Annotated in this window: 10 protein-coding genes; 6 read left to right on the top strand and 4 right to left on the bottom strand. The window is 65.8% G+C overall.

The genetic code is table 11. The features are described from left to right. Positions 1-71: 71 nt before the first annotated feature. Both VGV37_RS27950 and VGV37_RS27945 read left to right on the top strand, forming a co-directional pair. Positions 72-746: a response regulator gene (locus VGV37_RS27950; protein ID WP_326883100.1), complete on the top strand. Its 675-nt coding sequence runs from the start codon at positions 72-74 to the stop codon at positions 744-746. After that, on the top strand, positions 736-2,118 hold the full coding sequence (locus VGV37_RS27945) for a sensor histidine kinase (protein ID WP_326883099.1): 1,383 nt from the start codon (positions 736-738) through the stop codon (positions 2,116-2,118). Before VGV37_RS27950 ends, VGV37_RS27945 begins: the two co-directional genes overlap by 11 nt. Before the next feature lie 36 nt (positions 2,119-2,154). On the opposite strand, the gene VGV37_RS27940 is transcribed toward VGV37_RS27945, so the two are convergent. Both VGV37_RS27940 and VGV37_RS27935 read right to left on the bottom strand, forming a co-directional pair. Continuing rightward, the gene (locus VGV37_RS27940; RefSeq protein ID WP_326883098.1) at positions 2,155-3,162 is read right to left on the bottom strand and encodes an ABC transporter substrate-binding protein; all 1,008 of its coding nucleotides are present in this window, start codon (positions 3,160-3,162) and stop codon (positions 2,155-2,157) included. 221 nt (positions 3,163-3,383) lie between these two features. Beyond that, on the bottom strand, positions 3,384-4,946 hold the full coding sequence (locus tag VGV37_RS27935) for an acid phosphatase (RefSeq protein ID WP_326883097.1): 1,563 nt from the start codon (positions 4,944-4,946) through the stop codon (positions 3,384-3,386). 60 nt (positions 4,947-5,006) lie between these two features. Between VGV37_RS27935 and VGV37_RS27930 the strand changes: the two genes are divergently transcribed. Then, complete coding sequence (locus VGV37_RS27930) at positions 5,007-6,245, top strand: cytochrome-c peroxidase (protein WP_326883096.1); 1,239 nt, start codon at positions 5,007-5,009, stop codon at positions 6,243-6,245. Here VGV37_RS27930 and VGV37_RS27925 read toward each other — a convergent pair. Next, positions 6,242-6,799 carry a sugar O-acetyltransferase gene (locus VGV37_RS27925; RefSeq protein WP_326883095.1) on the bottom strand — a complete coding sequence of 186 codons (558 nt, stop codon included), beginning with the start codon at positions 6,797-6,799 and terminating at the stop codon, positions 6,242-6,244. The genes VGV37_RS27930 and VGV37_RS27925 overlap by 4 nt on opposite strands. A 240-nt stretch (positions 6,800-7,039) precedes the next feature. On the opposite strand from VGV37_RS27925, the gene gor reads away from it, so the two are divergent. From gor to VGV37_RS27910, 3 genes are all read left to right on the top strand, one after another. Further along, a complete protein-coding gene (gor, locus tag VGV37_RS27920) occupies positions 7,040-8,449 on the top strand; it encodes a glutathione-disulfide reductase (protein WP_326883094.1) in 1,410 nt (469 codons plus the stop codon). 30 nt (positions 8,450-8,479) lie between these two features. Then, on the top strand, positions 8,480-9,874 hold the full coding sequence (locus VGV37_RS27915) for a class II 3-deoxy-7-phosphoheptulonate synthase (protein ID WP_326883093.1): 1,395 nt from the start codon (positions 8,480-8,482) through the stop codon (positions 9,872-9,874). Positions 9,875-9,951: 77 nt separating this feature from the next. Then, complete coding sequence (locus VGV37_RS27910) at positions 9,952-10,773, top strand: class I SAM-dependent methyltransferase (RefSeq protein ID WP_326883092.1); 822 nt, start codon at positions 9,952-9,954, stop codon at positions 10,771-10,773. Between the two features lie 5 nt (positions 10,774-10,778). Here the strand turns inward: VGV37_RS27910 and VGV37_RS27905 are convergent, their stop codons facing one another. Further along, on the bottom strand, positions 10,779-12,119 hold the full coding sequence (locus VGV37_RS27905) for an ATP-binding protein (protein WP_326883091.1): 1,341 nt from the start codon (positions 12,117-12,119) through the stop codon (positions 10,779-10,781). Positions 12,120-12,124 lie beyond the last annotated feature (5 nt).

Here is a 12,124-nt window from a genome sequence, read left to right as displayed (position 1 = left end):
GATGGCCAGGAGCGCGCCGGATCGGTAAGTTGGCAACGCGAGGCTGGAGGTTCGGCCCGCGGGGGAGTGGCATGCGGCTTCTGATTGTCGAAGATAATCGGAAACTGTCCGACTGGATCTCGATGCTGCTTCGCCGAAGCAAGTATGTGATCGACTGCGTCTACGATGGCGAGGACGCCGACTATGCGTTGAGGACCCAGGAATACTCGCTGGTCATCCTCGATCTGGCGCTGCCGCGCCTGAGCGGCGCCGAGGTCCTGTCACGATTGCGCTGCCGCGGCAGCACGACCCCCGTCCTGATTCTGACCGCCAACGATACCATCACGAGCCGGGTCACCGTGCTGGACGGCGGGGCCGACGATTACCTGGCCAAGCCGTTCGATATCGAGGAATTGGAGGCCCGAATCCGTGCGCGCCTGCGCCGGCGCCACGAACAATTGAGCCCGATCGCCCAGTGCGGCTCGCTTCGGCTCGATCGCACCAGCGGGCATTTCTTCCTGGGCGAGATGGACCTCGTCCTGACGCCGCGCGAACATGCCGTTCTGGAAACCTTGGTTCTGCGAGCGGGGGCGACCGTGAGCAAGGCGACCCTGATGGAGAATGTTTTCGGCTTCGACGACAGCGCCAACATCGCGTCGATCGAGATCTACGTCCATCGGGTCAGGAAGAAGCTGGAGGGAAGCGACGTCGGCATCGTCACGTTCCGCGGCCTAGGCTATGCCCTCAGAAAAGACCATGTTCAATAAAAGCCTGCATCTGCAGATACTTCGCTGGCTTCTGACCCCTCTCGTCTTTCTGGTTCTGTTCAATGCCTGGCAGGGGTATTCGGATGCGAGGCTCGTGGCCGGCATCGTCACCGATCGCACGCTCGTGGGCTCGGCCCATGCCATCGCCGAACAGATCAAGGTCACGGACGGCGTGGTCGAGGCGATCATCCCGCCATCCGCCTTGGAAATGTTCGCCTCCGCCTATCAGGACCGGGCCATCTACCGCATCATCGATTCCGACGGCACGTTGCTCGCCGGCTATTCCGACGTGCCCGGGCCGGGCCGGATGGTGGAAGGGCTGGAGCCCCAATATTTCACTGCGACGTTCCGCGGGCAGCCGATTCGCGCGGTTGCACTGCGCCAGCCGTTGATCGGCGTGGGCGAGCATCGCTTCGCGCTGGTCATCGTCGGCCAGACGTTGCACGCCTATCAGCAGATGATCGACGATCTGTGGATCGACGAGGTCAAGCGGCAGTTCTTCCTGGTGGTCATCGCAGCCGCCCTCACCTGGTTCGGCCTCAATCGGGGCTTGGCGCCGCTCGCCCGCATCAGCGACGAGATCGCCCAGCGGGCGCCGGACACGCTCGAGCTGATCGCGATCGAGCGGGTGCAGATGGAACTGCGCCCGCTGGTGAGCGCGCTCAATCAATCGGTCGAACGGGTCCGTAGCCAGATCGACGTCCAGCGGCGCTTCATTACCGACGCGGCGCATCAGCTACGAACCCCTTTGACCCTGCTCAAGACCCAGATCTCCTATGGCTTGGGCGAGGCGCAGGCCGACGAGAAGGACCGTTCGCTTGCCGCCATGAAAGACGGCATCGATCAGATGGTCCATTTGACGAACCAACTGCTGACGCTGGCGAAGGTCGAGCCTGGGGCGCAGGTACTGACGCGGGAGCCGGTCGACCTGATCGCCATTACCCGCCATGTCCTGGAGGAAGTTGCCGACCGCGCGCTGGCGAAACATATCGGTCTGAGCTTCGACGTCGAGACCGACCAGGCGACGATCCTCGGCAGCGGCGCGATGTTGCACGAACTGGTGATGAATATCGTCGACAACGCGATGAGCTACGGGCAGGACGGCGGAGCGATCGCCGTGAGCATCTGTCGTCGGGAGAAATTGGCCGTCCTTCGCGTTCAGGACGACGGCCCGGGTGTTCCGGTCGCCGAGAGGGAACGCGTGTTCGACCGGTTCTATCGTATCCTGGGGACCGACACCGAAGGCAGCGGTCTTGGATTGTCGATCGTTCGCGAAATCGCGGATCGTCACGGCGGCACGGTCGTTCTGCTCGATTCGCCATCCGGCGGAGGATTGCTGGTCGAAGTCACGCTGCCCGAAGGGGAAGAGTGAGCGAAGATCCCAAGCAGCGGCCCTTTCGATCGGTCGTCATTTGACCGCGTCGACGAACGAGTCGGTATAGGTTCTCGAAAGATCGATCGCCTTGCCTTTGAGATTTTTCGAAAAGCCGCTCAATACCGCCAGCACGGTGGGCGGACCGTCGATGGGCATCCTGCCATCCGGAGTGAACCGCGCCTTGCCGTCGCGCAACGCCTTGATGTAAGCGGCTTTGTCACCGGCATAATATTCCGCCGGCATCAAATCGGCGATCTCGACGGCACTGTGCGTATCGATGAAACGCAACGTCCTGACCAGCGCGGTCGTCAGCCGTTGCGCCAGGTCATGGTGCTGTTGCGCCCAGGACGACTGAACGTAGAGACAGGCCGCCGGATAGGTCCCGCCCAGCGCCTCACGCGTGCTTTCCGGGGTACGCATGTCGACGAGGACATGGGCGGCACCGCTGTTGAGCAGGCGCGAGATCGTCGGCTCCGTGGTCATGCCGACGTCGATACGGCCTTGCTGCATCGCCGTGATGAAGGTGTTGCCGGCCCCGACGGGGATCAGGGTGATGTTGCGGACCGGCACGCCGTGCTTGATCGAGAGATACTGCATGAGAAAGTCGGTCGACGAGCCGAGTCCGGTCACGCCGAGGGCGCGTCCCTTGAAGTCGGCCGGCGATCGGATGTCGGGCGCGAGGCGTGTCGGAACCAGAATGGCCTCGCCGGGCGTCTGACCGATCAGCACGATGGATTCGATGAACTTGCCTCGTGCCTGGAGATCGACCGAATGGTCGTAGAACCCGACGACGCCATCGACGGCGCCCGCCAGCAATTCATCCTCCGCCTCGACGCCGACGGGCTCCGATTGAATGTCGACGTCCAGGTTCTGATCGCGATAATAGCCGAGCTGTTCCGCGAGCGCCGCCGGCAGGTAGATGATCTTTTCCACCCCACCCACCATCAAGGTGATCTTGTCGTTGGCCCAAGCCGTCGAAGACAGGCAGGCGACCGACAGGGCGACGGCAGCAATCCACAAGGGCTTGCTCGCGCGATACATGAAGTTCTCCCCAGGGTACTTCCGTTGGTTCCTGTCGTCTTTTCTTGGACGGACACGGGGCTCGTGCCGTGGTCGCGCCCCAAAAAAAGCCTGCAAGGAAACGGTGGGCGGGGGCCGTCCGGCATCCCATCCAACGCGGAGAATTCATGACAAGTTTATGAGCGGGATGGCAAGTGCCGATCGATCCGCGTTCGATCGCAAGGTTGAACGCGGATCGGACGTCAGATGCCCTTTCTGCCGCTCAGGTCGAGCGCGCCGGTCAGGTCGCCCAGCGGCGGGCTGCCGTGGGCTGCCAGCGCCTCGTCGCGCGTCTTGATGCCGGGCAGGGTCGGCAGGTCGAAACGGTGGGCAATGAAGCGTAGGATCGACGTCGTGTCGTAGGTCGAATGATCGACGAAACCACGCTTGGCATAGGGCGAGACGATGAAGGCCGGAATGCGCGTGCCGGGGCCGAAGCGGTCGGCCTTGGGCGGGGCGACATGGTCCCAGAATCCGCCGTTCTCGTCATAGGTCACGACGACCAGCATGTGCTTCCACTGCGGGCTCTTTTCCAGGTGATGGACCAGGTCGGCCAGATGCTCGTCGCCCGACTTCACGTCGGCATAGCCCGAATGTTCGTTGAGGTTGCCCTGCGGCTTGTAGAAGCTGACCTGGGGCAGTTTGCCGCCGTCGATCGCCTTGACGAACTCGGCGCCGTCGATGCCGCCGTCTCTCAGATGCTCGGCGCGGGCCGGGGTGCCGGGCGCGAAGCTGGCGAAATAGTTGAACGGCTGGTGGTGCGTCTGGAAGTAGATCGGCGCGCCGCCCTTGCCGTCGAGTGCCGCTTGGAACGCGCCGCCATACCAGGCCCAGGTGACGCCCTTGGCCGACAGCAGGTCGCCGATGGTCTGCTGGGTCTGCGGCGGCAGTGTGGTGGGGATGCTCGGGTCCGCAAAGGCCGGATCGCCGCCCGGCGCCGGCTTGTTGTTGCTCGGCTGGTACGGCGGCTGCATCGTGTTGACCGCGTAGAAATCGGGCGTCAGGTTGCCGTCGCGCACGAATTTCGGGATGCCGCCGATCGCGGATTTCGGCGAATTGTCGGCGATCTTCAGCGTCGTGCCGTCGGCCTCGACGACCGAGATCGAGTCCTTGGCGGCACTCTTGTCGGCGTTCGGATAGATCGGTGCGCAGGCGCAGGCCAACTCGATGTGGTTGAAGAACGAACCGCCGAAGCCGGCCATGAAGAAATGATCGGCCAGCGTATATTTCTGGGCGATCTTCCACATCGGCAGCTTCCTGCCGTCGTAATGGCCCATGACCTCGCCGCCGGCGTCGGCATAGGCCACGAACCGGTCGTTCCTGCCGCCGTCGATCTGCATCTGGTTCTGGTAGAACCGGTGCCAGAGATCGTGGGTGACGACGTTGAGCTTGGTATCGAGCCCCTTTGGATCGTCGATCGCGAAGGGCCCGTTCGGCATGTGCTCGGTCACCGCCTGGATCACCGGCGGCGTCACGCCCTTGGCGGTCAGGCCATCCCAGATCGGCGGCAATTCGGCCAGGACCGAGCCGTCGCGGTCGAGCTGCTTCAGGCTGGTGGGCGACGCCTGCTTCAGGCCATCGGCGCCGGGAAAGCTGCCGTATAGATTGTCGAAGCTGCGATTCTCGGCATAGATCACGACCACGGTGTCGATCTGGTCGATGCCGGACGCTGGCGCTGCGGGCTTGGACGCGGCTGAAACCGGAGTCGAGGCGCCGAGCGCCAGCAAACCGGTAACGGTTGCCGACAATAGTTTTCTTGTTTTCATGATCATCTCCCGCCGGGAACCCATCCCATCGTGTCAGGGCACCATAGAAGTGTGAAGCCTATGCGGAAGCTCCGCGAAAAATTCCGATCGCGGCTCTGGCTGTTCCTGCCGGCGGTTCTGTGCCTGGTCGCCGCTGCCGATGCACCGTCCGGCGGGATCTCGCGTGCCGCCGCGCGCCGCCAGACCACGGCGCTCCAGGCCCTGGGCGCGCGCCTGTTCCGGGATCCGACCCTGTCCGCCTCGGGCCAATTGTCCTGCGCGTCCTGCCATAGCCCGGCCCACGGGTTCGGACCGGCCAATGCGCTGCCGGTGCAGATGGGCGGGACGGACATGGCGCAGACCGGCACGCGTGCGGCGCCGTCGCTCACGTATCTCGAGGCGACGCCGCCCTTCACCGAGCATTATTTCGACAGCGACGACGATGGCGACGGAAGCACCGACAACGGCCCGACCGGCGGTCTGACCTGGGACGGCCGGGTCGATCGCGGCCGCGATCAGGCGCGCATTCCTCTGCTGTCCGCGCGCGAGATGGCAAACCGGGATCCGGCCGAGGCTGCGGCCCGGCTGGAAAAGGCCGGCTATGCTACGGCGCTGCGGCGCATCCTTGGGGTGAAACTCACGATGCCGGATCAGGTGTTCGATGCGGCGGTCGAGGCGCTGGAGGTCTATGAGCAGGACTACCGCGTGTTCTACCCCTATTCGAGCAGGTACGACGCCTTCCTGGCCGGCAAGGCCAAGCTCAGCCCGGCCGAGGCGCGCGGCCTTGCCCTGTTCGAGGATCCGGACAAGGGCAATTGCTCCAGTTGCCACATCAGCCGGCCGGCGAACAACGGCTCGCCGCCGGAATTCACCGACTACGGCCTGATCGCGATCGGCGTGCCGCGCAACCGGGCCATCCCCGTGAACGATGATCCGGCCTATTTCGATCTGGGCCTGTGCGGTCCCGACCGGACGGATTTTCGTGATCGCCCCACCTATTGCGGGCTGTTCAAGACGCCCTCGCTGCGCAACGTGGCGCTGCGGCAGAGCTTCATGCACAACGGCGTGTTCCACAGCTTGCGCCAGGTCATGGAATTCTACGTCGAGCGCGATACGGATCCGGGCAAATGGTATGCGCGTCGGCCCGACGGCACCGTCGAGAAATACGACGACCTGCCGGCGATCTATCACGACAACGTCAATGTGGACCCGCCGTTCGACCGCAAGCCGGGTGACAAGCCGGCGCTCGATGCGGCGGAGATCGACGACGTCATTGCGTTCCTGGGGACCCTGACCGACGGCTACGGGGCGGCGCGCTAGGCGGGCCTGGGCCGCGCAGGATTGCCGACCGCGACCGTCCCCGCGGGCACATCGCGGGTGACGATGCTGCCGGCGCCGATCAGCGCTCCATCGCCGATCGTGACGCCCGGCAGGATGATCGCGCCCCCGCCGATCCAGACATTTGCGCCGATCGCGATCGGACGGCCGAACTCGAGCATACGGGCGCGCAGCGCCGGGTCGCGCGGATGGTCGGCCGTCAGGATCTGGACACCGGGCCCGATCTGGGTCCCGTCGCCGACGGTCACCGCGACCACGTCCAGGACGACGCAGTTGAAGTTCATGAACACGCCGCGACCGAGCCGGATATTGTAGCCGTAGTCGCAATGGAACGGCGGCCGGACGTTGGTGCCGTCGCCGACCTCGGCGAAAGCCTCGCGCAGGAGCGCCAGCCGGGCCTCGGCCGTATGGGTCTGCGTGACGTTGTAGCGGTCCATCCACTGGGCGATGCGCCGATTGTCGGCGGCGAGTTCCGGGTCGTCGGCGATATAAAGTTCGCCGGCGAGCATCTTCTGTTTCTGGCATTTCTCGGCCATGGAGCGTTCCTGACGTGGCGGCGACAGCGGGCGAACGGTTCGCCGGCCGGATCCGCTCCGGATTTTTACGCATTCCCTTGGGGATCCGCCCGGGCCACCTTATCTCTGCGCCACCATCCCTGCGTCGGCGGCAGAGCCCGCCTGCGTAAAGGGCCTGGGCAACCCGCGCGTCCGGGACTAGCGTACCGGCCCTTCGGACCGGCGCACGGTATCTCTCTCAAGGCGGCATCGACGGATATCATGGCGAGCTACGATTTCGATCTCTTCACCCTCGGTGCCGGCTCGGGCGGCGTTTCCGGTTCGCGCCGAGCGGCGTCCTATGGCGCGCGCGTCGGCATCTGCGAGGACAGCCGGGTCGGCGGCACCTGCGTGATTCGCGGCTGCGTGCCCAAGAAGCTATTGGTCTATGGCGCGCATTTCGCCGAGGATTTCGCCGACGCCGCCGGCTATGGCTGGACGATCGGCGAGACCAGGTTCGACTGGGCGACCTTGATCGCGAACAAGAATCGCGAGATCGACCGGCTGAACGGCATCTACAAGAAGCTGCTGAGCGACAGCGGCGTGAAGCTGTACGAGAAGCGCGGCAAGATCATCGATCCGCATACGGTCGAGGTCGGCGGCGAGCGCTTCACGACGCAGCGCATCATGATCGCGACCGGTGCGCGGCCGGTGGCGCCGCAAATTCCCGGCATCGAGCATGCGATCTCGTCGAACGAGGCGCTGGACCTGCCGGCTTTGCCCAAGCGCATCGCGATCGTCGGCGGCGGCTATATCGCGGTCGAATTCGCCGGCATCTTCGCCGGCCTGGGCAGCGAGGTCACCCTGGTGATCCGCGCCGGCCACGTGCTGAAGAGCTTCGACGACGACGTGCGCGAGACTTTGACCGAGGCGCTGGTCCGCCACGGCATCGAGATCCGTAACCACACCGAGATCACGCGCATCGAGAAGGGTGCCCAGGGCCTGACCCTGGTGACGACGGGCGGAGATGCAATCGAGGTCGACGAGGTGCTCTACGCCACCGGCCGCGAACCCAACACCCAGGCCTATGCCTCGACCCGCCATGCCAATACCGAGGGCATCGGGCTCGAGAACGTCGGCATCGCGACCGACAAGTTCGGGGCGATCTCGGTCGACGAATGGTCGCAGACCTCGGTCTCGTCGATCTATGCAGTCGGCGACGTGACCAACCGGCTGAACCTGACGCCGGTGGCGATCGCCGAGGCGCGGGCACTGGCCGAAACCCTGTTCAACGACAATGCGACCAGGTTCGACCCGACCGACGTGCCGACCGCCGTGTTCAGCCAGCCGCCGGTCGCGACCGTCGGCATGACCGAGGCGGAGGCGCGCATCAAGGTGGGTGCGATCGACGTCTATCGCTCGCGCTTCCGGCCGATGAAGCATACGCTGACCGGCCGCGAAGAGCGGACGATGCTGAAGCTGGTGGTCGACCGCGCGACCGATCGCGTGCTGGGTTGCCACATGGTCGGTACCGACGCGCCGGAGATCATCCAAGGCATGGCGATCGCCGTGAAATGCGGCGCCACCAAGAAACAGTTCGACCAGACGATCGGCATCCACCCGACCGCGGCCGAGGAGTTCGTCACCCTGCGCGACAAGCTTCCCGACCCGGTGGCGAAAGCGGCTGAATAGCGGCCGAGACGAGAAGAGACGAGGCGGAAAATGGTCGAGACATGGTCCCCCGATAGCTGGCGCAGCCGGCCGATCGTCCAGGTGCCGGACTATCCCGATGCCCAGGCGCTGGGCACGGTCGAGGGCCTGCTGCGAAATTTTCCGCCGCTCGTGTTCGCCGGCGAGGCGCGGCGCCTGAAGAGCGCGCTCGCCGACGCTTCGGAGGGGAAGGCGTTCCTGCTGCAGGGTGGCGATTGCGCCGAAAGCTTCGCCGAATTCCGGGCCAACAACATCCGCGATACCTTTCGCGTGATGCTGCAGATGGCCGTCGTGCTGACGTTCGGCGCGGCAGTGCCTGTGGTGAAACTGGGCCGCATGGCCGGTCAGTTTGCCAAGCCGCGTTCCGCATCCAGCGAGACGATCGGCGAGGTCAGCCTGCCGTCGTACCGCGGCGACATCATCAACGGCATGGACTTCACCTCGACCGCCCGCGTCGCTGATCCACAGCGCATGATCCAAGCCTATAGCCAGTCGGCGGCCACGCTCAACCTGTTGCGCGCCTTCGCCAACGGCGGCTATGCCGACCTGCACCAGGTCCATCTGTGGAACCAGGGTTTCGTCGCCGAGAGCCCGCAGGGCGAGCGCTACAAGGCCTTGGCCGACCGGCTGACCGAAACGCTGGATTTCATGGCGGCCTGCGGCTTTACCTCCTCGACCAGCCCGCAGATCCGCGAGACCGATTTCTTCACCTCGCACGAGGCGCTGCTGCTGCCCTACGAGCAGGCGCTGACCCGTGTCGATTCGACCTCGGGCGACTGGTACGACTGCTCGGCCCATCTGGTCTGGATCGGCGATCGCACGCGCCAGCTCGACGGCGCCCATGTCGAGTTCGCGCGCGGCATCCGGAACCCGATCGGCCTCAAGGCCGGGCCGTCGACCAATCCGGACGACCTGTTGCGTCTGATCGATATCCTGAACCCGGAGAACGAACCGGGCCGTCTGTCGCTCATCACGCGGATGAGTTCGGAAAAGGTGACGCAGCTGTTGCCGCCGCTGGTCCGCGCCGTCAAGAAGGCGGGCCGCAAGGTCGTCTGGGTGTGCGATCCGATGCACGGCAACACCCATACCTCCTCGACCGGCTACAAGACCCGCTCGTTCGATCGGATCATCAAGGAGGTGCGCGGTTTCTTCGACGTGCACGAGGCAGAGGGAACCCACGCCGGCGGCGTGCATTTCGAGATGACCGGCCAGGAGGTCACCGAATGCATCGGCGGTGCCCAGGCGATCAGCGACAGCTCGCTGGGCGACCGCTACCACACCCATTGCGATCCGCGGCTCAACGCCAGCCAGTCGCTCGAACTGGCCTTCCTGATGGCGGAGGAACTGAAGTCCCGCCGCCATGCGACCGGCCGCCTCTCCGGCTCGGCGCTCGCCGCAGTCTCTTGACGTAACGGGATACCTCGACAATCGGCGGCGAAGCTCGCATGCTCGGGCTTCCCCGAGGTCCTGAGTCGAGCCCCGCCATGTCCGTCTCCCCGAACGCTCCCCAGCCCGATTTCGCGGCCCTCAAGGCGCGGCAGATGGCCGCCTGGGCCGCTGGTGACTATGCGATCGTCGGCACCACGCTGCAGATCGTGGGCGAGACATTGTGCGAGGCGGTCGACCTGCGCGCCGACGAGCGCGTGCTGGATGTCGCCGCCGGCAACGGCAACGCCACCCTGGCAGCCGCCCGGCGCTTTGCGACGGTGACCTCGACCGACTACGTCCCGGCACTGCTGGAGCGCGGGCGCGAGCGGGCGGCGGCCGAACGCTTGGATGTCACGTTCCAGGAGGCCGACGCCGAGGCGCTGCCATTCACCGATGGGGCTTTCGACGTCGTGCTCTCGACCTTCGGCGTCATGTTCACGCCCCATCAGTCCACGGCGGCGGCCGAGATGATGCGGGTCTGCCGCACGGGCGGGCGTATCGGTCTCGCCAACTGGACGCCCAACGGTTTCATCGGCCAACTGTTCAAGCTGATCGGCAGCTTCCTGCCGCCGCCGCCCGGCGTCCTGTCGCCCGCCGCCTGGGGCACGGTCGATCGGCTGCACAGTCTGTTTCCCGGTGTGGCGGCGATCGAGACGACCGCGCGCCATTTCACGTTCCGCTATCGGTCGGCCGACCATTGGCTGACCGTGTTCCGCACCTTCTACGGTCCGGTGCACAAGGCGTTCCTGGCGCTGGACGAAACGCGGCAGGCCGAGCTGGAGCAGGGGCTGCGGGACCTGCTGCAACGCTTCCAGCGCCAGGGTGGGCCCGGCTTGGCGGTGCCGTCGGAATATCTGGAGGTCGTCGTCACGCGCTGACGGTCTTACCCCGGCAGGCTGACCAGCACCCGCAGGCCGCCTTCGGGCCGGTTTTCCAGATCGATCTCCCCGCCATGACCGCGGATGATCGAGCGCGCGATCGACAGGCCGAGGCCGGTGCCGCCGGTATCCCGGTTGCGCGAGGCTTCGAGGCGGACGAACGGCGCGAAGACCCGCTCATGGTCGGGAACGGCGATGCCTGGCCCCCGGTCGGCGATGGCGATGCGGTAGCCACCATCGGTTTCGGCCAGGGTGATCTCGACCGCCTCGCCGTATTTGATCGCATTGTCGACCAGGTTGCCGAAGGCGCGGCGCAGCGCCACCGGCCGGCCGTGGCAGATGCGATGGGCGGGCCCCAGATAGGCGGCTTCGTGCCCCGCGTCGGTCGCTTCGTCGACCATGCTTTCCAGCAGGCTCGGCAGGTCGAGCGGGGTCAGCGCCTCGCTTGCGGCGTCGTCGCGGGCGAAGGCGAGCGTCGCCTCGATCATCTCGGCCATCTGGTCGAGGTCGCCCAGCATGCGCTCGCGCTGTTCCTCGTCCTCGACGAATTCCGCCCGCAGCCGAAGCCGGGTGATCGGCGTGCGCAGGTCGTGGGAGATCGCGGCCACCATCTGCGTGCGATCCTCGATGAAGCGCTGGACGCTCGCCTGCATGCCGTTGAAGGCCCGGGCGGCGCGGCGCAGCTCGACCGGACCCAGCTCGGCGATCGGTGCCGCCTTCGGATCACGCCCGAACCGTTCGGCGGCGCTAGTGAAATGCTCGATTGGCCGGGCGAGCAGGCGAGTCGACGCGAGGGCGACCAGAATGATCGACAGGATGCCGATGGCGAGCGCGATCAGCCGGCGCTGCGGCCGTGACAAGCCCCAGCCTTGCTCGCCGACCGTAAAGAGCGCCCAACTGCGGTCGTGCAGCTGGATCGCGATGATGCGCGGATCGGGCAGGCGGTGCCCATGACGAAACAACAAGGGCGAGTCGGGCGGCAGCAGCTTCGTGTCGAGGATCCGGATTTTGCGCAAGGGATCCTGCAGTTCGTCGAGCGGGCCGTCCTCCTCCGGCGGCTGCAGCATGGCGGCCTCGGCCTCGGGCAATGCCGGAAACCAGGTGATGAAATGGTCGCTGCCGCCGGCGGCGGCGGCCAGGGCCGGGCGCTCGTCGGGCCGCGCTGCGTCGAGCATGCGCAACCCGACGCCGACCTCGTTCAGTAGCCCGGAATGTTCGAGCGGCGGTCGCGCGAGGTTGCTGTTGAGCAGCATGAACAGGGTGCCGATTATCGCCGCGACCAGGACCGTCGCGAGCGTGGTCAGCGCCAGTCGCAGCGCGATCGTATCGCGGAGCAGGTGCTGCATCGCCA

Source organism: Aliidongia sp., assembly GCF_035943795.1.
Classification (GTDB): Bacteria; Pseudomonadota; Alphaproteobacteria; order ATCC43930; family CGMCC-115725; genus Aliidongia.
Note: the sequence above shows the minus strand (reverse complement) of the source record. Positions and strands in the feature narration are given on the sequence as shown.

Coding starts and splice junctions, on each gene's coding strand:
- VGV37_RS27950 (WP_326883100.1), top strand. CDS start 72: ATGCGGCTTCTGATTGTCGAAGATAATCGGAAACTGTCCGACTGGATC.
- VGV37_RS27945 (WP_326883099.1), top strand. CDS start 736: ATGTTCAATAAAAGCCTGCATCTGCAGATACTTCGCTGGCTTCTGACC.
- VGV37_RS27940 (WP_326883098.1), bottom strand. CDS start 3,162: ATGTATCGCGCGAGCAAGCCCTTGTGGATTGCTGCCGTCGCCCTGTCG.
- VGV37_RS27935 (WP_326883097.1), bottom strand. CDS start 4,946: ATGAAAACAAGAAAACTATTGTCGGCAACCGTTACCGGTTTGCTGGCG.
- VGV37_RS27930 (WP_326883096.1), top strand. CDS start 5,007: ATGCGGAAGCTCCGCGAAAAATTCCGATCGCGGCTCTGGCTGTTCCTG.
- VGV37_RS27925 (WP_326883095.1), bottom strand. CDS start 6,799: ATGGCCGAGAAATGCCAGAAACAGAAGATGCTCGCCGGCGAACTTTAT.
- gor (WP_326883094.1), top strand. CDS start 7,040: ATGGCGAGCTACGATTTCGATCTCTTCACCCTCGGTGCCGGCTCGGGC.
- VGV37_RS27915 (WP_326883093.1), top strand. CDS start 8,480: ATGGTCGAGACATGGTCCCCCGATAGCTGGCGCAGCCGGCCGATCGTC.
- VGV37_RS27910 (WP_326883092.1), top strand. CDS start 9,952: ATGTCCGTCTCCCCGAACGCTCCCCAGCCCGATTTCGCGGCCCTCAAG.
- VGV37_RS27905 (WP_326883091.1), bottom strand. CDS start 12,119: ATGCAGCACCTGCTCCGCGATACGATCGCGCTGCGACTGGCGCTGACC.